Raw genomic sequence first — 23,116 nt, forward strand, 5'->3', positions numbered from 1 at the left:
CACCAACGCTTGCGCGCCGGTCAGCGCGTAGACATCGAAGGGCCCTACGGCCGCTTTGATGGCCAGGGCTCGCGCCGCCGCCAGCAGGTGTGGGTGGCGGCGGGCGTGGGCGTGACCCCCTTCTTTGCGCTGCTGGAGGCACGCCAGCCTGGCATGCCCACCGAAGGCCGCGACCCAGCCCCCGTACACATGCATTACTGCACGCGCGACGCCCGGCGCGACCCGCTGCTGGCGCGCCTGCAAGCGCTGTGCGCGCAGGCCCAGCCGCCCGTGCCGCTCACCGTGCACAGCGAAGCCCAGGGCCAGCGCCTGACGCCGCAGGATTTGCAAGCCGAATCCGGCGGCCCATTGGACATCTGGTTCTGCGGCCCCCAGGGCCTGGGCGATGCACTGCATGCGCACGCACGCGGTCCCAGCCGCTGGCGCCTGCACCGCGAATCATTTGCCATGCGTTAACCTGTTGAAAAGGAGCATCACCATGAAAAACTCCCCCACTCTGCGCCGTGGCTTGCTGGCCATGGCACTGGGCCTGGCGGTCCTGCCCACATGGGCCGATGACGATTGCGACGCGCCGGTGAACCGCTGGCAGTCGCGCGAGGCCGTGCGGCAAATGGCGGCCCAGCAGGGCTGGCAGATTCAGCGACTGAAAATAGATGATGGTTGCTATGAAATTCGTGGCACCGACGCCCAGGGCCGTGGTTTCAAGGCCAAGATCGACCCGGAAACCCTGAAGGTCGTGAAGATGAAACAACGCGATCATCAGCGCACGCGGGAGCGGGATCGTGAGCACGCCGCACCGCAGGGCGGGCCACAGCAACCAGGCAGCGCCGTTGCGCCGTCACCCCTGTTCACCCCTGGTACCGCGCCACGCGGCCAGGTTGAGTAATTTCATACCGGAGCATCACCATGTCCAAACCTCTCTTGACCACTTTGGCCGCCGCCTGCGTGCTGGCCCTGCCCGCCCTGGCGCACAGCCGCCAGGTCACGCTGACCGCCCAGCTCAAAAACTATGGCGGCGACGGCGCCTACCTGGCCGCCTACCTGACCGATGCCAAGGGGGCGTACGCCGGCACGCTGTGGGTGGCCGGCGGCAAGGCCAAGTACCACAAGCACCTGTCCGACTGGAACCGGCTCTCGGCCGGTGACGCCAAGCGCCTGAACGGCGTCACGGGCGCCAGCGTGGGCGCGGGCCGCACGCTCAAGGTCACGGCCGACCTGGCCGATGCACTGATTGACGCAGGCTACGAAATCCGCATCGACGCGGCCGTGGAAGACATGCGCGACAGCCCATCGGAAATCCGCGTACCGCTGACGACCACCAACGCTGGCAAACCGCAGGCTGGCAAGCAGTACATCCAGTCGCTGACCTTTCAGTTGCAGTAAAGGACACGCGCATGGGATGGAAGGCAATCCACCGTTGGCTGGGCCTGACCGTCGGCGCCCTGGCCGTGGTACTTGGGATCACCGGTGCCATCCTGGCATTCGACCCGGTTCAGGAGGCGTGGCAGGCACCCGCCGCACCGGGTGACCTGTCGGTGGCCACGTTGGTGGAGCGTGTGACGCGCACCGTGCCGGACGCGGAGGAAATCCGCCACCTGTCCTCGGGCGCCATCGTGGTGTTCGGCTTTGTCGGCGACGAGGCGCAGGCGCACTACGTGGACCCGGCCGATGGCCGGGTGCTGGGCGCCTGGCAGCCCTCAGCGCTGCCGCGCTGGGTGAAAAACCTGCACCGCTCGCTGCTGCTGGGTGACGCCGGGCGCTGGGGTGCGGCGGGCATTGCGCTGGCTATGGGCTTGATATGCATCTCGGCCCTGGTTCTGCTGCTGCGCCGCATGGGTGGCTGGCGGCGCCTGGGCGCGCGGGTGCGGGGCTCGCTGGCACAGCGCATCCACGTCGTCACCGGTCGGGTGGTGCTTGCGGTGCTGTGCCTGACATCCCTCACCGCGCTCACTATGAGCGCCTCGACCCTGGGGCTGGTGACTTTGGACACCGGGACCGAGCCCGATGTGGTCTCTGTGGTCACTGGCCAGACCGCCCTGCCTGGGGCGCAGCTCTCTGCGCTGCAAAACCTTGCCGTCCGGGACTTGCGCAAGCTGAATTTTCCCGACGCTTCCGACCCCGAAGACATCTGGAGCGTCGCCACTCTTCAGGGTGAAGGCTGGGTGGATCGCTACTCCGGGAACATGCTGGCCTGGCAAGACGCCACCTTTGCACAGCGCATCTACGACTGGGCTTTGGTGCTGCACACCGGTGAGTCGGCTTGGCCCTGGGCCGTGGTGCTCGGGCTCGTGGGGGCCAGCGTGCTGCTGTTCTGGCTGTCGGGCGTGGTCATTTGGTGGCAAGTACGCAGCCAGACACCGCAGATCACCGGCAACAGCCCGCTGGCACAGGCTGACGTGCTTATCTTTGTCGCCAGTGAAGGCGGCAGCACCTGGGGTTTTGCCCAGGCGCTGCAGGATGCGCTGATCCACAGCGGGCACCGCGTGCATACCGGCGCCCTGGAGCATTTCCAGACCGCGCTCGCCACGCAGCAGGTGTTCGTGCTCGCCGCCACCTATGGCGAAGGCCAGGCCCCGGCGCACGCCAAAGACGCACTCGAGCGCATCGCAAAATTGACCGCCAGCGCCGTGCCGGTGACGGTGCTGGGCTTTGGCGACCGGCAGTACCCGGCCTTCTGCGCCTTTGCCGAGGCACTGGAGCAGACCCTGCGCGCGCGCGGCTGGCCTGCGCTGCTGCCGCTCGAATGCATCCACCAGCAATCGAGCCAGCAGTTCACCCGCTGGGGCCAGGCACTGGCGCAGGCACTGGGCGAACCCCTGGTGCTCGACTATGTGCCGCGCGTTCCGCCCACCACCGCGCTCACGCTTGTAGCGCGCCAGGGCTACCGAGAGCACAGCGACGAGCCCACGGCCATCCTGCGCTTTGCCTGGCCCGCGCAGGGCGGCGGCGCCCGCCTGGGGCACTTTGCGGCGGGCGATTTGGTGGGCATCCTGGCGCCTGGCTCGGCCGTGCCGCGTTATTACTCGCTGGCGTCGGGCTCGCAGGATGGGTTTCTGGAAATCTGCGTGCGCCTGTTGCCGGGTGGCCTGTGCTCTACGCATTTGCTGGGCCTGCAACCGGGGGACAGCATTGCCGCTTTCATCCGCTCTAATCCCGGTTTTGCACTGCCGCGTACACGCCGCCCGGTGCTGCTGATCGGGGCGGGCACGGGCGTGGCGCCGCTGGCCGGTTTCATCCGTCGCAACGATCGGCACACACCCATGCACCTGTATTTTGGGGGGCGCGATCCGGCGCAGGACTTTTACTTTGGCCCCGAAATCCAGCGCTGGTTGGGCGAAGGGCGGCTGGCAAGTGTACAGACGGTGTTCTCGCGCATCCCCGAAGGCGGTGGTTATGTGCAGGATGCCCTGCGCCGCGACGCCGAGCGCGTACGCGCACTGCTGGCCCAGGGTGCCCTGGTGCGCGTCTGCGGCAGCCGCGCCATGGCCAAGGGCGTGGCCGAGGCGTTGGACGCCATCCTTGCGCCGCTGCACTTGAGCGTGGCGCAGCTCAAAGCAAAAGAGCGCTATGCCGAAGATGTCTTCTGACGCTGCCGCGCCCTGCCAGCGCGCCACCCTGCACGGCCCGACCATGGGCACGCGCTGGTCTGCCAGCGTGGACTGTGACGCCGCTCTGGACCTGGACGCCCTGCGCCAGAACCTTGCTGCGGCGGTGCAGCAGGTGGACGCGCAGATGTCCCCCTGGAAGCCGGAGAGCGACCTGGTGCGCCTGAACCGCGCACCCGTGGACGCCTGGGTGGACCTGCCGCCTGAATTTCTGGAAGTGCTGACCTGCGCCATGGACATTCACCGCCAAAGCGCAGGCGCGTTTGACCCCTGCGTCGGCGCGCTGGTCGATGCCTGGGGTTTTGGTGCGGTGCGCGATGCACCCGACGCCGCAGCGATCCACACCGTGCGCCAGGCTGCGCCGTGCCCGATGCGCGAGAGCCTGGAGATCGACCCTGCAGCAGGCCGCGCCCGCAAGCGTGCTTCCGTGCAGCTCGATCTGTGCGGCATTGCCAAGGGCTATGCGGTGGACCGCATGGCTGCCGTGCTGCAACAGCACGGAGTGCGCCATGCGCTGGCGGCGCTCGATGGGGAATTGCGCGCCGTGGGCCACCAGGCCAGCGGTGCGCCCTGGGCGGTGGCGCTCGAATCGCCCGAGGCCGGGCGCCGCGCGGTGCGGGGTGTGATCGAGCTGCAGGACCTGGCCGTGGCCACCTCGGGCGACTACCGGCACTACATGGAGGTGGGCGATGCGCGCCTTGCGCACACCATGGACGCGCGCCGCGCTGCGCCGGTGAACAACGCCGTCGCCTCGGTCACCGTGCTGGCGCACACCTGCATGGAGGCGGACGCCTGGGCCACCGCCCTGCTGGTGGCAGGCCCCGGCGAGGGCCTTGCCCTGGCGCAGCGCAGAGGGCTGGAAGCGCTGTTTCTGCTGCGCCGCCCCGAAGGGCTGGTGGAGATGGGGCTGGGGCGGTTCGGTGTTTCGACTGCGCCGTAATTCCATTTCTACGTTGTTGCTTCGCATTGCCGTGCTACAGCACTGATCGTAGGCTTCGCGCCTAGACACGAATGATTGGGAAACAGAATAAGACCCTGGATGAACGCCAGTTCAACAAACCGTTCAGCAGCGATTCATACCCTCAGGCGCACACTGTGCACACAGTCGCCAATGACTGGGCACCCATGCAAAGGAGACCCCCATGCAATCGACCGCACTTCTCACCACAGTCGCCATGCTGGCAGCCTTGATCAGCATGCCCCTGCGGGCTGAAAATCGCACACATGACCATGAACGCGACCGTCAGCACACGACGGACGCGCGCCCCGCAAACGGGTACGACCACGGCATGCAGGTTGTCGCCCACGACGCCGCGCCCGCAACGCCCGGCCATGGCTGGCGCTATTTCGCCGATCCAGCAGCGCGCCGCGCCGTTGTCATCAGCCCGCAAGGAGACTATTACTTCAGCAACCGAGGCAAGGGCCTGCGCTGGATCGCTGCAGAACAGACGGGTGTTTGACAGGGTCGTCGAATCATTCCGTTTCTCCATCCATCGAGTACGCGAAGGCCCAGCGCAGACAGTGCCGTTGCACGGCAAGCGAAGCCGACAAAGCCATCGTTGGATGGAGAAATGGAATCAGACCGCGCTCAGCGCGTCACATCGACCACCACGCGCCCGCGCACCTGCCCCGCCAAAATAGCGCCTGCCAGTTCCGGCAGGCGGCTCATGGGCTCCACGGTGGTGATGGCTTGCAGGTGCGCCGGGTCCAGATCGCGCGCCAGGCGCTGCCACGCGGCGTGGCGTGCAGGCATCGGCGCCATCACCGAATCCACCCCCAGCAGCGCCACGCTGCGCAGGATGTGCGGCAGCACCGTGGCTGGCAGGTCCATGCCGCCGGCCAGGCCGCATGCGGCAGCCCCCGCGCCGTATTCCATTTGCGCCAGCACGTTGGCCAGGGTGGTACTGCCCACCGAGTCCACGGCGCCCGTCCAGGTCTCGCGTTGCAGCGGACGCACCGGGCCTTGCAGGCTGGCGCGGTCGATGAAGGCGCTGGCGCCCAGGCCGCGCAGGTAGTCGTGTGTGTCGGGCCGACCGGTAGAGGCAGTGACGTTGTAGCCGCGCCTGGCCAGCAAGCTGACCGCCACGGAACCCACGCCACCCGCAGCGCCGGTGACCAGCACCTGGCCTGTGCCCGGCTGCGCGTGGCCCCAGCGCTCGAGCACATCGACACACAGCGCGGCGGTGTAGCCGGCCGTGCCAATGGCCATGGCCTGCTGCGGCGTAAAGGCGTCGGGCAGTGCCACCAACCATTCGGCCTTGACGCGCTGGAACCGGGTGAAACCACCCCAGTGCGTCTCAGACAAACCAAAGCCATTCAGTACCACCACATCGCCGGCCTTCCACAGCGGCGAACGCGACTCGACCACCGTGCCCGCCAAGTCGATGCCACCCACCATGGGCAGGCTGCGCGCCACCTTGTTGCGGTTGCCCGAGAGGGCCAGGCCATCCTTGTAGTTCAGGGCCGAGTACTGCACCTCGACGAGCACATCGTCGTCGGGCAGGTCGGAGAGTTGCAGTTGCTTGAAAACGCTGCGCGCCTTGCCTTCGTGTTCTTCGATGACCAGTGCGGTAAAAGTATCTGCCATGGCGTGGGCTCCTTGCATGGGGGGACAGCGGGAATCGTGGCCATGATGGTACGCCGCCCGGCCCGCAGGCCCGTCCCCTTCAGGACACCCCGGTCGGCTGCGGTGCAGGCGGTGCATTCGTGCTGTCCACGCCGTGCCACGCGGCCTCCTGCAAGTCCAGGGGCAGCTCATGGGCCAGAGCCATGTGTTCGCGTTCGTGGTGGTGCTCCAGCACGTGGCGCAGTGCATGGGCGGCGTCCAGCAGCATCAGCACCGCGCTGCGGCGAGCCGTTTCGTCGGGCAGAGGGAGGCTGGCCACCTTCTGCACGCGCTCCAGGTATTCCTCGGCCAGCAGTGCGATGCGATCGTGCTCCAGCCGGTACACCCGCGCGGCCCAGCGCGCGCCTTCGGGCACATGGGGCAACAGGCGCGTGTTCTCGATGGCGATGTGTTGCTGCAAGCCTTGGTGCCAGTATTGCAGGTGCTGCAGTGCGCTGGCGAAGTCCGCACCCGCCACGTCGAGCAAATGGGCGTGCAACAAGGCATCCAGCCGTGCGTGCTGGCGTTCGAAATGACCGGGGGTGGGAGTGGTGGGCATGGTGTGATGGCGCAGAGAGGGGGCGGTACGGCATTTTCTCAGGGTGCCCTGCACCCTGCCCAGCGCTTGCAGCAATGGGGCGCTGCTCCAGCGCGCGCCGGGTGGGTGTTGTGTGGGATAGTGCACAACCGCCGCCTGCCCTCCCCTCATGGAAACCCTCTCTGCCCTGCAATCCCTCGGACTGGAATTGCCCAGCCCGGCCTATATCGTGGGTGCCATCCTGTTTGGACTGGTCGGCATGGCCGCGTACTGGCACGGCAAAAAAGTGCAGCGCCGCAGCACGCGCTGGTGGGGTGTGGCATTGATGTTCTACCCCTACGCCATCTCGCCCACTTGGCTGCTGTATGCCGTGGGCGCGGCCCTGTGCCTGGGCTTGTGGTGGGATGTGCAGCGCGGGTGACGGCGGGATAACGCCGCGGTGCACCGCGGTTCAGGCCAACACCGCCAGCCCCGCCCCGTGACCGCGCGTAAAGGCTTCCTCAAACACCGAATAGCCCGACCAGTCGGCGTGCGCAAACGCCAGCCGTGCGGTGGTGGGTGTGGGCAGCCAGCGGGTTTGCTCACCATTCGATAGCTGCTTGCGCTTGAGTGACGGGCGCTGGAGGCCGATTTTGCTTAAAAACCCCAGCGTACTCGGTGTGGGAATGGACATGGCGTGCCCGTAGCGCGTGACCTCCACGCGCGTGGCACGCCGGGCCAGGTCGGGGTGGGGCACGCCCAGGGTGGCCAGCGCAGCCTGTGCCCAGTGCGTCCACGGCTGGGTTGCCAACTGCTCGCGGCCCTGGGGTACATCGCCCAGCGCCTGGTAGTAGCTCAGCACCGTGGGGGCGGTGATGGCCGAGCGCGGGTCCAGGCGCTGGTGACCGGCGTCCACATAACCCAGGCCGCCGGGGTTGGCATCCTGGTAGAGCACGTTGTCCCAGGCGGGCGCGGCGCCGGGGTGGTCGAGCAAAGGCGCGTCGATGTGGATGTTGGCCACCAGCCAGGGCGCCCAGTGCAGCCGCCGTGCAGCTTCGCGCAAAAAGGCCGGGGCCTGCTGCACCACCCGCGCCGCCACAAATACCGGTAGCGCCACGATGGCGCGCGGGGCTTGCCAGCGCTCCACGGTGCCCGTCGCGTGGTGCAGGGCATCCACCTCCACGCCGTGGCGCCCTTCGCTGATGCGCAGCACGCTGCAGCCCGTGCGCAGCTGGCCGCCAGCGCGCAGGGGCTCCGCCAGGCGCTGGGTCAGCCAGCCGTTGCCCTCGGGCCAGGTGAGCACGCCGTCTTGCTCGGGCGGGGCGTCGTCGCCTGGCGCAGAAAAACCATGGCGGCTGGCGAAGTAGTGGATACCCGCCCAGGCCGACACGCGCGCCGTGCCCGCACCGTAGTCGTCGCGGCAGCAGTAGTCCAGGTACCAGCGCAGGTGGGCATCATCCAGCCCTTGTTGTGCCAGCCAATCATCAAAAACAAGAGCATCCAGCGCTTGATGGGTGGGCGACAGAGGCCGTTTTACCTCTAAAGACTTGAGCACGGGCATGGTAAAGCGCGCTGCTTTGCCCAGCGCTTGCACCAGCGCAGAAAACTGCCGGTACTGGGCCAATGTGCTGGCGCCCACGCCTTGCATGGGCAGCAAACCCTCTTGCCATTCGCCGTCGCGGAAAAGACGCTCCTGCGGGCTGTGGCACAGGTGGCGCTCGTCGTACTGCCAACGCCCGGCGATGCGCCGGCGCAGGCCCAGTTCTTCGAGCAGGTCTTGCACTTCGCGGGAATCGTCCCCCGGCACCGGCAGGTAGTGCGCGCCCAGCGGGCAGGCGATGCTGCTCACGCTGCCCCCGCGGCTGTTGCCACCGGGTTGGTCTTCGAGCTCGAGCAGCACAAAATCGTCGATGCCCGCCAGCCGCAGCGACCGCGCCGCCGCCAGCCCGGCCACGCCACCGCCGGCGATGATGATCTGCGCGCGCCGCACCACGCTGGGCGCGGGCAGCTTGCTCGACTGCAGCAGGTCGCGCAGCGCATGGCCGCGCGCCAGGTCGATACCGGCAAAGCCGCCCTGCAGCGTGCGCGGTGCATCGTGGCAACCGGCCAGGGCCGTGGCGGCAGCGGTGGCAAGAAACTGGCGGCGTTGCATGGTGTATGCCTTTGACCCGATGTTCAGTGGGCCATGACCTTGCCCCACTCGCGCTCATAAGTGTGCACCAGCAGCTGGTTGGACAGGCGGTTCACCTCGGCCGGCACCCGCGCCATGTCCAGGGGAAAGTCAAACAGCAGCGGCAGCGTGCTGGCGCTCAAAAACTGCAGCCCGCCGGGCAGCGCCTCGGGCAGGCGCCAGGGCCGGTGGCTGGCCAGCACAAAGCCCCATTCGCCAAAGCTGGGCACATGGGCGTGGTAGGGCGCCGTCTGCAGGCCGACCGACTCGATGGTCTGCACCACGGTCCAGAAACTCTGGCGCGCCACCAGGGGCGACGTAGTCTGCACCACCGCATAGCCGCTGGCGGCCAGGCGCCGGTCGAGCAAGGCGTAGAAACTGTTGGTGTAGAGCTTGCCAATGGCGAAGTTGGTGGGGTCGGGGAAGTCCACCACGATCACATCAAAGGTATCGTGAGCCCCCACGCTTCCCGCTGCGCGTGGTTCGCTGCCCCCCGAGGGGGCGCGATTCGCCTTGGGGCGGCCCGGCGGCGAATCCTCGCCCTGCTGCAGCCACTGAAACGCGTCGGTGTTGACGACGTGCACCCGCGGGTCGGCCAGCGCATGGCCGTTGAGCTTGGCCAGCGTTTCGTTGTCGGTAAACAGCCGCGTCATGGCCGGGTCCAGCTCCACCAGCGTGACCGATTCCACCGAGGGGTATTTGAGAATCTCGCGCACCGCCATACCGTCGCCCCCGCCCAGCACCGCCACGCGCTTCGGTGCACCGTGGGCCGCCATAGCCGGGTGCACCAGCGCCTCGTGGTAGCGGTACTCATCGCGCTCGGCAAACTGCAGGTTGCCGTTGAGGAACAGGCGGTGGCCCAGCTTGCCATCCGTCACCACGATGCGCTGGTAGGGCGAAGCTGCGGTGAAGACGATGCGGTCCTGGTAAAACTTGTCTTCGGCAAAAGTGGTGATGTGCTCAGCGCCCGCCAGCGCCGCCAGCAGCAGCCCAATCACCATGGCGCAGGCCGCCACATGCGCGCCCCAGCGCCGCAGCTCCCAGCGAAAAAGCCACAACGCCCACACGGCCACCAGCGCGTTGAGCAGCCCAAACAGCAGCCCCGTGCGGATCAGCCCCAGGTGCGGCACCAGCAGCAGCGGGAACGCCAGCGACACCGCCAGTGCGCCCAGGTAGTCGAAGGTGAGGACCTGCGAGACCAGGTCCTTGAGCGCCACATTGCGCTTCAAGATACGCATCACCAGCGGAATCTCCAGGCCGACGAGCGTGCCCACCACCAGCACCATGCCATAGAGCAAAAAGCGGAACGCCCCCGGCGCATAGGCATTGGCCAGGAACAGCACCGCCGGTAGCGTGCCCCCGATCAGCGCCACCAGCAGTTCGATGCGCAAGAAATGCGCCGGCAACTGCCGCTCGAAATAGCGCGAGAGCCACGAACCCACGCCCATGGCGAACAGATAGGTGCCGATGATGGTGGAAAACTGCAGCACCGAGTCGCCCAGCAGGTACGACGCCAGCGCACCGGCCGCCAGCTCGTACAGCAGACCGCAGGCGGCCACCACGAAGACGCTGGCGAGCAGGGCGATGTCGATGGGGCGGGGGCCGTGGGGGGCAGCTGGTACGGCAGTGCCGGGAGCGTTACTCATGCCAGTACTTCATCGAGTTGCTGGGCCAGATTTTTGCCGCGTCGCGCAAGTCGGCCATATGCATCTCGATGCTGGCTTGGCGTCAGTTTGCGCAGCCGTTGCAGGCGCGGCAGCATCATCGACAGCCACAGGCTGTGGTCCAGGTTTTCAGCGGCGCTCCGCGCGTCGCCGTGGGTGCTGACGGGTTCGAACAGGTGGAAGGGCACCTGGGCGGCGGTAGTGAAAGCGGTGGAGCGGTTGAGCCAGTCAAGGGTGGGCATGGTGGGGCGTTCTGTGGCCTGCGGCGTGGGTGCCGGGCGATCGCGCTATTGTGGTGCAGACGGTGGGTAGACTCGGTCATCCTTTTTTACCACCTTGGACAGCAATTCATGGGCAATCAGATTCGCATTGGTATCGCCGGTTACGGCAACCTGGGGCGCGGCGTGGAGGCCGCCGTGGCAAAGAACCCCGACATGGTGCTGGTCGGCATCTTTACGCGGCGCGCGCCGCAGGACCTGCAGCCGCTGTTTGCCCGCACGCCGGTGCATGCCTACGATCGGCTGGCCGAATTCAAGGACGCCATCGACGTGCTGATCCTGTGCGGCGGCTCCAAGGACGACCTGCCGCGCCAGGGCCCCGAGCTGGCGGCGCTGTTCAACACCGTGGACAGCTTTGACACCCATGCGCGCATTCCGGCGTATTTCGATGCGGTGGACGCGAGCGCGCGCGCCAACGGCAAGACGGCGCTGATCTCCATCGGCTGGGACCCGGGCATGTTCTCTATCAACCGCCTGTACGGCGAGGCGCTGCTGCCCGATGGCGCCACCTACACCTTCTGGGGCAAGGGGTTGAGCCAGGGGCATTCCGACGCCATCCGCCGCGTGCCGGGCGTGAAGGCGGGCGTGCAGTACACCATTCCCTCGCCCGAGGCGGTGGCCCAGGTGCGCAGCGGCACGCGCCCCGCGCTCAGCACGCGCCAGAAGCACACGCGCGAATGCCATGTGGTGCTGGAGGACGGCGCCAGCGCCGATGCGGTGCGCCAGGCCATCGTCACCATGCCTGACTACTTTGCCGATTACGACACCACCGTGCACTTTATCGACGCCGCCACGCTGCAGCGCGAGCACAACCGCATGCCGCATGGCGGCTTCGTGATCCGCAGCGGCAACACGGGCGATGCGCAGCGCCAGGTCATCGAGTACGCGCTGCAGCTCGACAGCAACCCCGAGTTCACCGCCAGCGTGCTGGTGGCCTACGCGCGCGCGGCGCACCGCCTCCATGCGCAGGGCCAGTGCGGCGCCAAGACGGCCTTTGATGTGGCCCCGGGGCTGCTGTCGATCAAGTCGCCGGCGCAGCTGCGCGAGGAGCTGCTGTAGGCAGGCACCGACCTTAAAAAGGAATCAAAACAACCGCAAATCATTACCAATCAAGCGCGGGAAGCTATTGTTTTTGATGATTTCAGTTGTCCATAGCGCTGCGCGCCACCCGCGCCGCATGAAACTGGCGCTGCCCAAGCCAGGGCTCCCGCGCAAGGGCCGCCCCGCCGCGCTGGGAGCGTCCCCCTGCCCGCAGCGCACAGCGCTGCGAGAGCGGGGGGAAGGCCCAAAGGGCCTCAGGGGGGTGTTTCATTTCAGTGAATCGCGGCCGCCACGATAATGCTGATTCCCAGGCACATCGCGGCCACGACCAGGCCCAGGGCCTGGTTCTGTTTTTCGACGATTTCACGCCACAGGTCGTAGGGGGTGATTTTGTCGACGATGACAAAACACAGCCAGAAGATGAAAACGCCAATGATGGCGTAGAGGATGGAGCCGAGGAATGCCGCGGGCCGGAGCCATTCAATTCCCATCATGATGCGTTTCTCCTTGAAGTTTATTTATGCCCACCGCCGGTGGAAAAACCACCGAACGAACCGCTGGAGCTGCGGTAGCCGCCCCCGGGCGAGCCCGAGCAGTTCGACAGCAGCACCAGCAGGATGATGAGCACCACGGCGATGAGGATGAGTGTGCCGCAGCCCAGGCCCTTGGCCGCAACGAAGGGGCCGGGGTCGTCGCGCTGGAGCAGGTCTTTCTTGTCGTCAAGCTTGAAGGCCTTGACCACCGTGTCGCTGGCCAGCTTGTCGCCGGCCGACCAGGTGAGCTCGTTCTTGCTCTGCTCCATCGACAGCAGGCCCTTGGCGCTGGCGTAGTCGCGGTTGGAGGTTTTTTGCCCGCGCTCGACCTGCCAGTAGAACTCGCCCAGCACATAGGTGGTTTCGGCCTCGTAGCTGTACTTGAGCTGGTAGGTGGTGCCCATGTACGTGGCGGTGCGGCCCGTCGACCCCACTTGTGGGGCGCCCGTGGTGGGGCGCACCATGCTCCAGCCGTCTTCGGCATCGACCAGAAAGGCAAAGCCCCGTTTCTGGTTGTAGAGCAGGTACTCGCTCCAGCCAAACTGTTCGTCGTCGCCGGGTTCTTGCCCCATGCGGTGCTGAAAGCCCACCACCTGCCATTGCACACCCTGGAGCTGGCCTTTGCTGCCCAGCGGGATGATGGGGCGCACGGGTTCGTCCTGCTCGGCCGAGCGCAACTCGCCGCCCACGCCGCTGCCGAGGTCAATGATGCTGGCGCACGACCCGCAGGTGATGCTTTTGGTGCTGGCCAGTTGCACCTGCACGGGCGCACCGCAGTGCGGGCAGTTGAACTGGCGGCCTTTTTCGTCTTTGGCCGATTCGTCCTTGAGGCCTTGCAGCTGCAGGTCTTCGAGCAGCACGGACTTGCCGCGTTCGACGTTGGGGGGCTGGTGGCCGTAGTCGATGCTGAGCACTTCGCCGTCTTCGCTGCGCAGCTCGACCATATCGAACGGCTGGCCCAGCGGTGGCAGCTTGGGCAGTTCGCCCTGGGCCGAGATCAGGCTGGCCTGGCCGCTGAAGGCCACGCTGTAGGGCTTGCCGTTGATGGCGGTGGTGCTGCCCACGCGAAAGCGGCTGGCCTCGGGCAGCTCGCGCCCCGGGTCCATGGGGCGGGTGAAGACGTAGCTGCCGTTGTCTTCGCCCAGGCTGGCCATGCTGCCGTCCTGCAGGAAGGCCACCCATTCGGTCCAGACACCGGCCGCGTTTTTGTACTGCAGGCGGCCGATCAGCGTGAACGGCTGCTCTTTGCCGTCCAGCGTGATGCGCCCGCTGGCCATGAGCTGCAGCGGGCTGTGGTCGTCGAACAGCTCGGCCATCTTGCCCAGGCGCTGCAGCACGTCGCCGCTGCGCACCACGGTGCTTTGGCAGAAGCCGCAGACGGCGTGCGTGGATTGCGCACTTTTGAACTCGACCGGCGCACCACAGCCGGGGCAGGGTGCACGGTAGTAACGCTGTGTGGGGTCGGTGGCCATCAGGGGCGGGCCGACAGCGTTGATGGGTTTGGTATTTGAAGCTTTTTTGGCCTCTAACGCTTATCCATCAAGCGCTGTTAGCTATTATTTTAATAGCTAAAGATTTATACCAATTTCTTGAGCAGTTCAGCCTTCTTGGCGTCGAACTCCTCCTGCGTGAGGATGCCCTTGGACTTGAGCTCGCCGAGCTTTTCCAGCGTGGCCATGACTTCGTCGGGCCGCACGCCTGCCGGTGCTGCCGCCGCAGTGGCCGCACCCGCAGCCTGTGCCGCCGCGCCGCCACCGCCTTGCAGGCCTTGCTGCAGGTTTTGCGCCAGCACCTGGCCCAGCGCCACACCGGCGCCCAGGCCCATGGCGTCACCGGCAATGCCGCTACCACCGCCGCCGCCTTCGGCAAATTTGGGAATGGCCTGCGCCGTCTGGTACTGCATGAACTTGCCCATGTCGTTGCCGACCATGCCCATGCCGATTTTCTGGTCCAGAATTTTCTGCAGTTCTTCGGGCAGGGAGACGTTCTGTACCGTCAGGCTCTCAACCGTCAGGCCGATCTTGGCAAAGTGGGGGGCCAGCTCCTTGGCCAGCGCCTCGGCAAACATCACCTGGTTGGCGGCCAGGTCCAGAAACGGCAGGCCGCTGCCCGCAATCGCGTTGCTGATGTTCTGCAGCACCATGCCGCGCAGCTGGCCTTCGAGGTCGGCCACGGGGTAGCTGTCGCGCGTGCCCGAGATCTCGGTGTGGAACAGCTTGGGGTCGGCGATGCGGTAGGCGTAGTTGCCGAAGGCGCGCAGGCGCACCGCGCCAAAGTCCTTGTCGCGGATGGTGATGGGCTGGGGCGTGCCCCATTTCTGGTCGATCTGCTGGCGCGTGCTGAAGAAGTACACGTCGCTCTTGAAGGGCGACTGGAACAGCTTGTCCCAGTTCTTCAGGTAGGTCAGCACCGGCAGGGTCTGCGTGGTCAGCTTGTAGGTGCCGGGGCCGAACACGTCGGCCACCTGGCCTTCGTTGACGAACACCGCCATCTGCGACTCGCGCACCACCAGCGTGCCGCCGTTCTGGATTTCCATGCCCGCCATCGGGTAGCGCCAGGCCAGCGTGCCGTCGCCGTCCTCGGTCCACTCGAGGATGTCGATGAACTGTTTCTTGATGAAGTCCATGAGGGCCATGTGTGTTCCCGGTTGCTGTGGAAAGAATGAAAGAAGGTGGCCGAGCATCATAGCAACGGTGGTGGGCGCAGGGCAGTGGGGCGGCGGGCGTTTTTGTGAACAAGTTCCGGTGTGCCCAGGTTTTGACCATGGCGGCGGTAGTCAGATTCAATGGCGGAATCAATTGATAATGATTATCATTTGCTAAAGCCCGCTATCGTGCAGGGCTGCTCTCCAGGAGAACGCCATGTCCCGCATTCGCCGCGCCGCCCGCCAGAACAAGACCATGCTGTTCAAGACAGGCAGCTACTACCTGATCCATATCACCGTTGCCGCTTTGGTGGCCTATGCGGTCACCGGCAACCTGATCGCATCGCTCACGCTCAGCCTGCTGGAGCCTACGGTGCAGGCTTTCGCCTTCTTCTTCCATGAAAAAGCCTGGGAGCGCTCTGCGCGCAAGGCCCGTGCCGCTGCGGCCAACGCCGCCGCACCGCAGGGCGCCCCGCTTATGCCTGCGTGTTGAGCAGTGCGCCCAGCATGCGGTCTTCGGTTTGGAGGGTTTGCAGGTTGGCCTTGAAGGCGTAGGTGGCCGACATCTGTTCCACCGCTTCCTGCTCCAGTGCCACACCCTCCTGGGGTTCGCGCTGCACGCTGGCGCGCACGCCGCCCTGCTCGGGCTGGGCCTGCAGGGCCACCGACTGGCGACGAAACGCGGGCGTGTTCATGTTGGCCACGTTGTGCGCCGAGGCGTCCAGCCGCAGTTGCGCGGCCTGCAGGCCGGACGATGCAATGGAGGAGATGCTGGACATGAGGTGCCTCGCAGGATAGGGGCTGGAAAGTGCCCATTGTGGATCGGTCGGAAGAAGGTTGCAAGACTCTGAACAGGCGCTCAACCATGCGCCGCCAGCAGGCATTGCGCAAATGCCTGCGCCGCGCGCGGCGGCTGGGGTGACTTGCGCAGCACACTGACAAACTGGCAGGGGTAGAAGAACTGCGCCGGTTGCACGGCCTGCATCAGACCCTGGCGCTCAAAGCTCTCGGCGTAATGGTCGGGCAAAAAACCCAGGTAGCGGCCCGAGAGAATGAGCGTGGCAATCGACTCCTGGTCAAAGCCCGTGGCCTTGCGGGGCAGGCGGGCGCCGTGGCTCAGTTCCATATTGGGCGAGTGGTAGCCCAGGCCGGCAAACTGCCAGGCGCGCAAGGCGTCCCAGGTCAGCGCGGCATGGTCTGCGCCAAACAGTGGGTGGCGCGCACCGCAGTAGAGCAGCATGGTCTCGGTGAACAGGTTGGCGTACACCAGGCTTTGCGATGCGCGGTGCGCGGGGATGATGCCGACGTGAAAGCTTCCGTCCATCAGGCCGCGCTCGATCGCGGGGATGCTGGCCACGTGCATCTGCAGGCTGACCTCGGGCGCCTGCGCGGCAAAACGCGCAATCGCCTCGCCAATGTGCGCGGCCGGGTTGCTGGCAGTCTTGTCGAACACCGCCACGTCCAGGCGCCCGCCCATGCGGCGGTGAATGTCGTCAATGCTGCTGCGAAACGCATCCACGGCCGACAGCAGGCGCAGGGTTTCGTCGTACACGCGCTGGCCCTCGGCCGTCAGCGCAAAACCGGCCCGGCCCCGGCGGCACAGCGTCAGGCCCAGGCGCGTTTCCAGGTCTTTCATGTGGCGGCTGACGGTGCTGGTGCCGATGTTCAGTTCCAGCTCGGCGGCCGATAGCCCGCCGCACTCGGCCACGCTTTTGAACACCTGCAGCAGGCGCAGGTCCATGTCGCTGAGCTGGCCGAGCACGGCGCGGTGTTTGGTGGGTGCAGGTTTTACTTGCATAAATCGTCAAGTAAACATTGATATTTGTTGATATGAGAGATTAACAGTTGCGCCAACAATGTCGAGCTGCCCTTGCCGCCAATCCACAGGAGACACCCCATGAGCTTTGTCCACACCGAACCCTCGCTTGACGCCGCACCGCGCATGGATGCCGCCTGGCTCGATGCCTACTGGATGCCCTACACGGCCAACCGCCAGTTCAAGGCCAACCCCCGCATGGTGGTCGAGGCGCAGGGCGCCTATTACACCGACAGCGAAGGGCGCAAGATTTTTGACGGTCTCTCGGGCCTGTGGTGCGCCGGCCTGGGCCATGGCCGCCGCGAGATCGCCGAGGCGGTGGGCAAACAGGCGGCCAAGCTGGACTATTCGCCCGCCTTCCAGTTTGGCCACCCGCTCGCGTTTGAGCTGGCCAACCGCATCAAGTCGCTCACACCCGAAGGGCTGGACTATGTGTTCTTCACCGGTTCGGGCTCCGAGGCCGCCGACACCTCTTTAAAAATGGCCCGCGCCTACTGGCGCGCCAAAGGCCAGGCGAGCAAGACGCGCCTGATTGGCCGTGAGAAGGGCTACCACGGCGTGAACTATGGCGGCATCTCGGTGGGTGGTATCGCCGCCAACCGCAAGATGTTTGGTCAGGGCATTGAGGCCGACCACCTGCCACACACGCAGCCCCCGGCGGGCTCGTTCTACAAGGGCATGCCGCCCACCGGCAAGGAGCTGGCGGACCGTCTGCTCGACCTGATCGCCCTGCACGATGCATCCAACATTGCGGCTGTCATCGTCGAGCCGTTTTCGGGTTCGGCCGGTGTGGTGATTCCGCCCGTGGGCTACCTGCAGCGCCTGCGCGAAATCTGCACGCAGAACAACATCCTGCTGATCTTTGACGAAGTCATCACGGGCTTTGGCCGCGCGGGGGCGATGAGTGGCGCCGAGGCTTTCGGCGTGACGCCCGACCTCTTCAACTTTGCCAAGCAGGTCACCAATGGCGTGCAGCCCCTGGGCGGCGTGGTGGCCAGCAAGGAGATTTACGACACCTTCATGGCCGCAGGCGGGCCGGACTACATGCTGGAGTTTGCCCACGGCTACACCTACTCGGCCCACCCGGTGGCCTGCGCAGCCGGTATTGCGGCGCTCGACATCCTGCAAAAGGAAGACATGGTGGGCCGTGTGCAGGCGCTGGTGCCGCACTTTGAGCAGGCGGTGCACAGCCTCAAGGGCGCCAAGCATGTGGCCGACATCCGCAACTACGGCCTGGCCGCTGGTTTCACCATCGCCGCGCTGCCCGGCGAGCCCGCCCGCCGCCCTTATGAGATCGCCATGGCGTGCTGGAAGAAGGGCTTTTACGTGCGCTACGGCGGCGACACCATCCAGCTGGCGCCCCCGTTCATCAGCGAAAAGGTCGAGATCGATCGCCTGATCAACGCCTTGGGCGACGCGCTGACCGAAACAGCCTGATCGCTCAGTACCCACTGAATACTTCTGTATTGATAGCTGATGGCGCTTGATAGATAAGCGCTAGAGGCACTTTTCACTCAAATTTTTGACATGCACAAAGATCACAACGTCACCACCACCATCGGCCACCTGATTGATGGCCAATTGGTTGTTGACACCGAGCGCACACAGCCGGTGTTCAACCCCGCCACGGGCCAGTCCACCACCAGCGTGGCGTTGGCCAGCAAAGCCACCGTCGAAGCCGCCATTGCTTCGGCCGAAGCCGCTTTTCCCGCCTGGCGCAATACGCCGCCGCTCAAGCGCGCGCGGGTGATGGCCAAGCTCAAGGTGCTGCTGGAAGAAAACGCCGACAAAATCGCCGCGCTCATCACTGCCGAGCACGGCAAGGTGCTGAGCGATGCGCACGGCGAGCTGCAGCGCGGCATTGAAAACGTCGAATACGCCAGCTATGCGCCCGAACTGCTCAAGGGCGAGCACAGCCGCAACGTGGGCCCCAACATTGACTCGTGGAGCGAGTTCCAGGCGCTGGGCGTGACGGCAGGCATCACGCCGTTCAACTTTCCGGCCATGGTGCCGCTGTGGATGTGGCCCATGGCCGTGGCCTGCGGCAACACCTTTGTCCTGAAGCCGTCCGAACGCGACCCGAGCAGTGTGCTGTTCATCGCTCAGCTGGCGCTCGAAGCGGGCCTGCCGCCCGGCGTGCTCAACGTGGTCAATGGCGATAAGTTGGCTGTCGATACGCTGCTGCAAGACCCCCGGGTCAAGGCGGTGAGCTTTGTGGGTTCAACCCCTATCGCCGAATATATCTACGCCGAAGGCTGCCGCCAGGCTAAGCGCGTGCAGGCCCTCGGCGGTGCAAAGAACCACGCGGTGTTGATGCCCGATGCCGACGTGGGCAACGCCGTCAGTGCGCTGATGGGCGCGGCCTACGGCTCGTGCGGCGAGCGCTGTATGGCCATCCCGCTGCTGGTTGCGGTGGGTGACGCGGTGGGCGACGCCGTCGTGGCGGGGCTGAAGACCGAAATCGCCAAGATGCAGATCGGCCCCGGCACCGACAACGGCAACGACATGGGGCCTTTGATCACCCGTGAGCACGCGGCCAAGGTCCGGGCCTACGTGGACAGCGGCGTGGCCGAGGGCGCCACGCTGGTGGTGGACGGCCGTGGCGTGCAAGTGGCCACAGGCCACGAGAACGGCTACTTTCTGGGTGCCTGCCTGTTTGACAACGTCAAGCCGGGCATGAAGATCTACCAGGAAGAGATTTTTGGCCCCGTGCTCGGCGTGGTGCGCGTCAAAACGCTGCAAGAAGCCATGGACCTGATCGACGCGCACGAATACGGCAACGGCACCTGCATCTTCACGCGCGACGGCGAGGCGGCCCGCTATTTCACCGACCACATCCAGGTCGGCATGGTGGGCGTGAACGTGCCCCTGCCCGTGCCCGTGGCCTACCACTCGTTTGGCGGCTGGAAGCGCAGCCTGTTTGGCGACCTGCATGCCTATGGGCCCGATGCCGTGCGTTTCTACACCAAGCGCAAAACCATCACGCAGCGTTGGCCGTCGGCGGGTGTGCGCGAAGGGGCGGTGTTCAGCTTTCCCAGCAGCCGCTGAACGGCGATGAACCCTGAAAGCCCTGCGGCGCTGGCGTGCCGCAGGGCTTTTAATTTTGTAATGCGAAAATCAATTTCACGAATATCCGTCACAATGGAGGCAGCCCACACAGGCATGAAAGCTTGCGAGGGAAAAGGTGAAAGAATCCCCCATCAGCCACCCCTCTGAGCGTGGCTTTGCACACTGGAGACATCGCATGCCTGAGCAAGCCCCGGAACACCATCCCACCCTCGACAAACGCGCCCTGTTGCGCAAGGCCGCACTCGAATACCACGAGTTCCCAAAGCCCGGCAAGATCACCATTGCCGCAACCAAGCAGATGGTGAACCAGCACGACCTGGCGCTGGCCTATTCGCCGGGCGTGGCCGCGCCGTGCGAAGAAATCGTCAAAGACCCGAAGGCCGCCTTCAAGTACACCAGCCGGGGCAACCTGGTCGGCGTGGTGACCAACGGCACTGCGGTGCTGGGACTGGGCGACATTGGGCCGCTGGCGAGCAAGCCCGTGATGGAAGGCAAGGCGGTTCTGTTCAAGAAGTTCTCGGGCATCGATGTGTTCGATATCGAGATCAACGAACAAGACCCCGAGAAGCTGGTCGAGATCATTGCCTCGCTGGAGCCCACCTTTGGCGGCATCAACCTCGAAGACATCAAGGCACCGGATTGCTTCTATGTCGAGCGCAAGCTGCGTGAGCGCATGAAGATTCCGGTCTTCCACGACGACCAGCATGGCACGGCGATCGTGGTGGGCGCTGCCATCCTCAACGGTCTGAAGGTGGCGGGCAAGGACCTTCAAAAGGTCAAGCTCGTCACCTCGGGTGCCGGTGCCGCCGCGCTGGCCTGCCTGGGGCTGCTGGTCAAGCTGGGCATTCCGCGCGAGAACATCTGGGTGACCGACCTGGCTGGCGTGGTGTACCAGGGCCGCACCGAGTTGATGGACGAGGACAAGGCGTCTTTTGCTCAGCAGACCGACGCGCGCTCGCTCAGCGAAGTCATTGCCGGGGCCGATGTTTTCCTGGGCCTGTCGGCCGGTGGCGTGATGAAGAAAGACATGGTGGCCAAGATGGCACCGCGTCCGCTGATTTTTGCCCTGGCCAACCCTAACCCCGAAATCCAGCCCGAAGACGTCAAGGCCGTGCGCGACGACGCCATCATCGCCACGGGCCGCTCGGATTTCCCCAACCAGGTCAACAACGTCCTGTGCTTTCCATACATCTTTAGGGGTGCGCTCGACAGTGGTGCCACCACCATCACGCAGGAAATGGAAATTGCCGCAGTGCACGCCATTGCCGATCTGGCACAGGCCGAGCAAAGCGAAGTGGTGGCGGCGGCTTATGTGGGGGAGAAACTGGCCTTCGGCCCGGAATACCTGATTCCCAAGCCCTTCGATCCACGGCTGATGATGAAAATTGCACCGGCCGTGGCCCAGGCGGCATTTGACAGCGGCGTGGCACTGCGCCCGATTACGGACATGGACGCTTACCGCGACCAGTTGCAGACCTTTGTCTATGCCTCGGGCACGCTGATGAAGCCCCTCTTTTTGGCAGCGAAGACCGCGATAAAGAAGCGCGTGGCCTATGCCGAAGGCGAGGAAGAGCGCGTGCTGCGTGCAGCCCAGATCGTGGTGGACGAGCGCGTTGCACGGCCTACGCTGATCGGTCGCCCTGCGGTCATTGCGCAGCGCATTGCGAAGTTCGGCCTGCGCCTGTCAGAAGGAGTTGATTACGACGTGGTCAACGTCGAGCAGGATCACCGCTACCGTGACTTCTGGCAGACCTACCATCGTATCGCCGAGCGCAAGGGCATCACCGAACCGATCGCCAAGATTGAGATGCGTCGACGGCTCACGCTGATCGGCAGCATGATGCTGCTCAAGGGCGAAGTCGACGGCCTGATCGTGGGCACCTGGGGCCATACCTCACACCACCTCAACTACATCGACCAGGTCATTGGCCGCCGCGCCGGCGTGGCCACCTACGCCTGCATGAACGGTTTGCTGCTACCCGACCGCCAGGTGTTCCTGGTGGATACCCATGTCAACTACGATCCCACGGCCGAACAGCTCACGGAGATCACCATGATGGCGGCCGAAGAAATGCTGCGCTTTGGCATCAAGCCCAAGGCGGCGCTGCTATCGCACTCCAACTTTGGCAGCAGCGACAAGCCCAGCGCCGTGAAAATGCGCCAGACGCTGGAACTGCTGCGCGTGCAGGCGCCCTGGCTCGAAGTGGACGGAGAAATGCACGGCGACGTAGCACTCAGTGGCAAAGCGCGCGCGACGCTCATGCCCCACAGCAGCCTGATCGGCGATGCCAACCTGCTGGTCCTGCCCAATATTGATGCCGCCAACATCTCCTACAACCTGCTCAAGACCGCTGCCGGCGGCAATATCGCCATCGGCCCGGTGCTGCTGGGCGCTGCCCAGCCGGTGCATATTCTGACGGCCAGCGCCACGGTGCGCCGTATCGTCAACATGACCGCACTCACCGTGGCCGATGCCAACGCACAGCGGTAGTCATTTAGCTGGATAGCGTGCGCTAACTTACGCAAGTTGGGCGCGATCGAGGCCTCTGCCTAAAGAATGGGCAGAGGCTTGCTTTTTTGGGGTGTTTCCGTCACACTAGCGGCTTGAAATTTCGGGTTAACCCGTAGTTTCTGAAAGGTGTAGTGAGATGCTGAAGGCTGTAGCCGCCCGTGTATGCAATGCAGGGCTTGCGTGTGTTCTGGGTGCTGCATGGGCGTTGACTCCTCTGGTAGGACAGGCGCGCAACCAGCCATTGACCGATGGTGCTGCCACGATTTCCGTGGCACAACTGCCTCTCCAGGGGCGCGAGACCTATGCCTTGATTCACCAGGGCGGCCCTTTTCCTTATGACAAGGATGGGGTGGTTTTTGGCAATCGGGAGAGGCTGTTGCCTGCGCACAAGCGCGGGTACTACCGGGAATACACCGTCAGAACACCAGGCGTTCGCCACCGCGGCGCCCGGCGCATTGTGTGTGGCGGCAAGCCCCGGACGCCGGACGCCTGCTATTACACCAGCGATCACTACGCCAGTTACCGCGAAATTATCAAATGACTCCCGCCATGCCACGTGCTTTGTAGCCTGCATCGCGGAGGGGAGCCACTTCCCGTATGACGCCCTTTTGCGGTTCGCCGCAATGAGCCCGATTTTGGACTTTTAAAGAAAGAGACGCGGA

At 65.2% G+C, this 23,116-nt stretch carries 22 protein-coding genes and 1 pseudogene; 13 read left to right on the top strand and 10 right to left on the bottom strand.

The genetic code is table 11. The annotated features are described in order from the left end of the window. From ACYVOC_RS00375 to ACYVOC_RS00400, 6 genes and pseudogenes are all read left to right on the top strand, one after another. Positions 1–456: pseudogene (locus ACYVOC_RS00375) on the top strand (ferredoxin reductase family protein); the annotation flags it as partial. 22 nt (positions 457–478) lie between these two features. After that, on the top strand, positions 479–886 hold the full coding sequence (locus ACYVOC_RS00380) for a PepSY domain-containing protein (protein WP_116005438.1): 408 nt from the start codon (positions 479–481) through the stop codon (positions 884–886). A 20-nt stretch (positions 887–906) separates the two neighbouring features. Then, complete coding sequence (locus ACYVOC_RS00385) at positions 907–1,383, top strand: DUF2271 domain-containing protein (protein ID WP_116005437.1); 477 nt, start codon at positions 907–909, stop codon at positions 1,381–1,383. 11 nt (positions 1,384–1,394) lie between these two features. Beyond that, a complete protein-coding gene (locus ACYVOC_RS00390; RefSeq protein WP_461160504.1) occupies positions 1,395–3,587 on the top strand; it encodes a PepSY domain-containing protein in 2,193 nt (730 codons plus the stop codon). Continuing rightward, complete coding sequence (locus ACYVOC_RS00395; protein WP_461160505.1) at positions 3,568–4,545, top strand: FAD:protein FMN transferase; 978 nt, start codon at positions 3,568–3,570, stop codon at positions 4,543–4,545. The genes ACYVOC_RS00390 and ACYVOC_RS00395 overlap by 20 nt, the downstream gene beginning before the upstream one ends. Positions 4,546–4,747: 202 nt before the next feature. Further along, entirely contained in the window at positions 4,748–5,065 is a 318-nt protein-coding gene (locus ACYVOC_RS00400; protein ID WP_116005434.1) for a hypothetical protein, read from the top strand. Positions 5,066–5,193: 128 nt separating this feature from the next. Here ACYVOC_RS00400 and ACYVOC_RS00405 read toward each other — a convergent pair whose 3' ends face one another. Together ACYVOC_RS00405 and ACYVOC_RS00410 are read right to left on the bottom strand one after the other, a co-directional pair. After that, positions 5,194–6,192 (bottom strand): MDR family oxidoreductase, encoded by a 999-nt coding sequence (locus tag ACYVOC_RS00405; protein ID WP_116006203.1) that lies wholly within the window; start codon positions 6,190–6,192, stop codon positions 5,194–5,196. Positions 6,193–6,271: 79 nt separating this feature from the next. Then, positions 6,272–6,769 (bottom strand): hypothetical protein, encoded by a 498-nt coding sequence (locus ACYVOC_RS00410; protein ID WP_461160506.1) that lies wholly within the window; start codon positions 6,767–6,769, stop codon positions 6,272–6,274. Between the two features lie 148 nt (positions 6,770–6,917). On the opposite strand from ACYVOC_RS00410, the gene ACYVOC_RS00415 reads away from it, so the two are divergent. Beyond that, positions 6,918–7,169 carry a hypothetical protein gene (locus ACYVOC_RS00415; RefSeq protein ID WP_461160507.1) on the top strand — a complete coding sequence of 84 codons (252 nt, stop codon included), beginning with the start codon at positions 6,918–6,920 and terminating at the stop codon, positions 7,167–7,169. 30 nt (positions 7,170–7,199) lie between these two features. On the opposite strand, the gene ACYVOC_RS00420 is transcribed toward ACYVOC_RS00415, so the two are convergent. The 3 genes from ACYVOC_RS00420 to ACYVOC_RS00430 are packed head-to-tail and all read right to left on the bottom strand — an operon-like array spanning position 7,200 to position 10,803. Then, positions 7,200–8,879, bottom strand: a complete 1,680-nt coding sequence (locus ACYVOC_RS00420; protein WP_461160508.1) for an FAD-dependent oxidoreductase — start codon at positions 8,877–8,879, stop codon at positions 7,200–7,202. A 23-nt stretch (positions 8,880–8,902) separates the two neighbouring features. Beyond that, the gene (locus ACYVOC_RS00425; RefSeq protein WP_461160509.1) at positions 8,903–10,543 is read right to left on the bottom strand and encodes a polyamine aminopropyltransferase; all 1,641 of its coding nucleotides are present in this window, start codon (positions 10,541–10,543) and stop codon (positions 8,903–8,905) included. Then, positions 10,540–10,803: a hypothetical protein gene (locus ACYVOC_RS00430; RefSeq protein WP_461160510.1), complete on the bottom strand. Its 264-nt coding sequence runs from the start codon at positions 10,801–10,803 to the stop codon at positions 10,540–10,542. Before ACYVOC_RS00430 ends, ACYVOC_RS00425 begins: the two co-directional genes overlap by 4 nt. A gap of 108 nt (positions 10,804–10,911) precedes the next feature. On the opposite strand from ACYVOC_RS00430, the gene ACYVOC_RS00435 reads away from it, so the two are divergent. After that, on the top strand, positions 10,912–11,898 hold the full coding sequence (locus ACYVOC_RS00435; protein WP_461160511.1) for a diaminopimelate dehydrogenase: 987 nt from the start codon (positions 10,912–10,914) through the stop codon (positions 11,896–11,898). Positions 11,899–12,152: 254 nt separating this feature from the next. Here ACYVOC_RS00435 and ACYVOC_RS00440 read toward each other — a convergent pair whose 3' ends face one another. The 3 genes from ACYVOC_RS00440 to ACYVOC_RS00450 all read right to left on the bottom strand — a co-directional run bounded on the left by ACYVOC_RS00440 (position 12,153) and on the right by ACYVOC_RS00450 (position 15,048). Beyond that, the gene (locus tag ACYVOC_RS00440; RefSeq protein WP_116005428.1) at positions 12,153–12,374 is read right to left on the bottom strand and encodes a DUF350 domain-containing protein; all 222 of its coding nucleotides are present in this window, start codon (positions 12,372–12,374) and stop codon (positions 12,153–12,155) included. Positions 12,375–12,394: 20 nt separating this feature from the next. Continuing rightward, positions 12,395–13,885, bottom strand: a complete 1,491-nt coding sequence (locus tag ACYVOC_RS00445) for a DUF4178 domain-containing protein (RefSeq protein ID WP_461160512.1) — start codon at positions 13,883–13,885, stop codon at positions 12,395–12,397. A 104-nt stretch (positions 13,886–13,989) separates the two neighbouring features. Next, positions 13,990–15,048, bottom strand: coding sequence for an SPFH domain-containing protein (locus ACYVOC_RS00450; protein WP_461160513.1), 1,059 nt, complete (start codon positions 15,046–15,048; stop codon positions 13,990–13,992). A gap of 226 nt (positions 15,049–15,274) precedes the next feature. Between ACYVOC_RS00450 and ACYVOC_RS00455 the strand changes: the two genes are divergently transcribed. Continuing rightward, positions 15,275–15,550, top strand: coding sequence for a DUF2061 domain-containing protein (locus ACYVOC_RS00455; protein WP_461160514.1), 276 nt, complete (start codon positions 15,275–15,277; stop codon positions 15,548–15,550). On the opposite strand, the gene ACYVOC_RS00460 is transcribed toward ACYVOC_RS00455, so the two are convergent. Both ACYVOC_RS00460 and ACYVOC_RS00465 read right to left on the bottom strand, forming a co-directional pair. Further along, a complete protein-coding gene (locus ACYVOC_RS00460; protein ID WP_461160515.1) occupies positions 15,534–15,836 on the bottom strand; it encodes a flagellar basal body protein in 303 nt (100 codons plus the stop codon). The two genes, ACYVOC_RS00455 and ACYVOC_RS00460, sit on opposite strands and share 17 nt — an antisense overlap. A gap of 80 nt (positions 15,837–15,916) precedes the next feature. After that, a complete protein-coding gene (locus ACYVOC_RS00465) occupies positions 15,917–16,855 on the bottom strand; it encodes a LysR family transcriptional regulator (protein ID WP_461160516.1) in 939 nt (312 codons plus the stop codon). A gap of 99 nt (positions 16,856–16,954) precedes the next feature. On the opposite strand from ACYVOC_RS00465, the gene aptA reads away from it, so the two are divergent. From aptA to ACYVOC_RS00485, 4 genes are all read left to right on the top strand, one after another. Continuing rightward, positions 16,955–18,310, top strand: a complete 1,356-nt coding sequence (gene aptA, locus ACYVOC_RS00470; protein ID WP_461160517.1) for an omega-aminotransferase AptA — start codon at positions 16,955–16,957, stop codon at positions 18,308–18,310. Between the two features lie 90 nt (positions 18,311–18,400). Continuing rightward, positions 18,401–19,921, top strand: coding sequence for a CoA-acylating methylmalonate-semialdehyde dehydrogenase (locus tag ACYVOC_RS00475; RefSeq protein WP_461160518.1), 1,521 nt, complete (start codon positions 18,401–18,403; stop codon positions 19,919–19,921). Positions 19,922–20,117: 196 nt separating this feature from the next. Further along, complete coding sequence (locus tag ACYVOC_RS00480) at positions 20,118–22,433, top strand: NADP-dependent malic enzyme (protein ID WP_461160519.1); 2,316 nt, start codon at positions 20,118–20,120, stop codon at positions 22,431–22,433. Positions 22,434–22,590: 157 nt separating this feature from the next. Then, positions 22,591–22,995, top strand: coding sequence for a guanyl-specific ribonuclease (locus ACYVOC_RS00485; protein ID WP_116005419.1), 405 nt, complete (start codon positions 22,591–22,593; stop codon positions 22,993–22,995). Positions 22,996–23,116 lie beyond the last annotated feature (121 nt).

The sequence above is a fragment of the Simplicispira piscis genome (assembly GCF_054783455.1).

Excerpts from the sequence above, each read along its gene's own strand:
- ACYVOC_RS00380 (WP_116005438.1), top strand. The coding sequence starts at position 479 with ATGAAAAACTCCCCCACTCTGCGCCGTGGCTTGCTGGCCATGGCACTG.
- ACYVOC_RS00385 (WP_116005437.1), top strand. The coding sequence starts at position 907 with ATGTCCAAACCTCTCTTGACCACTTTGGCCGCCGCCTGCGTGCTGGCC.
- ACYVOC_RS00390 (WP_461160504.1), top strand. The coding sequence starts at position 1,395 with ATGGGATGGAAGGCAATCCACCGTTGGCTGGGCCTGACCGTCGGCGCC.
- ACYVOC_RS00395 (WP_461160505.1), top strand. The coding sequence starts at position 3,568 with ATGCCGAAGATGTCTTCTGACGCTGCCGCGCCCTGCCAGCGCGCCACC.
- ACYVOC_RS00400 (WP_116005434.1), top strand. The coding sequence starts at position 4,748 with ATGCAATCGACCGCACTTCTCACCACAGTCGCCATGCTGGCAGCCTTG.
- ACYVOC_RS00405 (WP_116006203.1), bottom strand. The coding sequence starts at position 6,192 with ATGGCAGATACTTTTACCGCACTGGTCATCGAAGAACACGAAGGCAAG.
- ACYVOC_RS00410 (WP_461160506.1), bottom strand. The coding sequence starts at position 6,769 with ATGCCCACCACTCCCACCCCCGGTCATTTCGAACGCCAGCACGCACGG.
- ACYVOC_RS00415 (WP_461160507.1), top strand. The coding sequence starts at position 6,918 with ATGGAAACCCTCTCTGCCCTGCAATCCCTCGGACTGGAATTGCCCAGC.
- ACYVOC_RS00420 (WP_461160508.1), bottom strand. The coding sequence starts at position 8,879 with ATGCAACGCCGCCAGTTTCTTGCCACCGCTGCCGCCACGGCCCTGGCC.
- ACYVOC_RS00425 (WP_461160509.1), bottom strand. The coding sequence starts at position 10,543 with ATGAGTAACGCTCCCGGCACTGCCGTACCAGCTGCCCCCCACGGCCCC.
- ACYVOC_RS00430 (WP_461160510.1), bottom strand. The coding sequence starts at position 10,803 with ATGCCCACCCTTGACTGGCTCAACCGCTCCACCGCTTTCACTACCGCC.
- ACYVOC_RS00435 (WP_461160511.1), top strand. The coding sequence starts at position 10,912 with ATGGGCAATCAGATTCGCATTGGTATCGCCGGTTACGGCAACCTGGGG.
- ACYVOC_RS00440 (WP_116005428.1), bottom strand. The coding sequence starts at position 12,374 with ATGATGGGAATTGAATGGCTCCGGCCCGCGGCATTCCTCGGCTCCATC.
- ACYVOC_RS00445 (WP_461160512.1), bottom strand. The coding sequence starts at position 13,885 with ATGGCCACCGACCCCACACAGCGTTACTACCGTGCACCCTGCCCCGGC.
- ACYVOC_RS00450 (WP_461160513.1), bottom strand. The coding sequence starts at position 15,048 with ATGGCCCTCATGGACTTCATCAAGAAACAGTTCATCGACATCCTCGAG.
- ACYVOC_RS00455 (WP_461160514.1), top strand. The coding sequence starts at position 15,275 with ATGTCCCGCATTCGCCGCGCCGCCCGCCAGAACAAGACCATGCTGTTC.
- ACYVOC_RS00460 (WP_461160515.1), bottom strand. The coding sequence starts at position 15,836 with ATGTCCAGCATCTCCTCCATTGCATCGTCCGGCCTGCAGGCCGCGCAA.
- ACYVOC_RS00465 (WP_461160516.1), bottom strand. The coding sequence starts at position 16,855 with ATGCAAGTAAAACCTGCACCCACCAAACACCGCGCCGTGCTCGGCCAG.
- aptA (WP_461160517.1), top strand. The coding sequence starts at position 16,955 with ATGAGCTTTGTCCACACCGAACCCTCGCTTGACGCCGCACCGCGCATG.
- ACYVOC_RS00475 (WP_461160518.1), top strand. The coding sequence starts at position 18,401 with ATGCACAAAGATCACAACGTCACCACCACCATCGGCCACCTGATTGAT.
- ACYVOC_RS00480 (WP_461160519.1), top strand. The coding sequence starts at position 20,118 with ATGCCTGAGCAAGCCCCGGAACACCATCCCACCCTCGACAAACGCGCC.
- ACYVOC_RS00485 (WP_116005419.1), top strand. The coding sequence starts at position 22,591 with ATGCTGAAGGCTGTAGCCGCCCGTGTATGCAATGCAGGGCTTGCGTGT.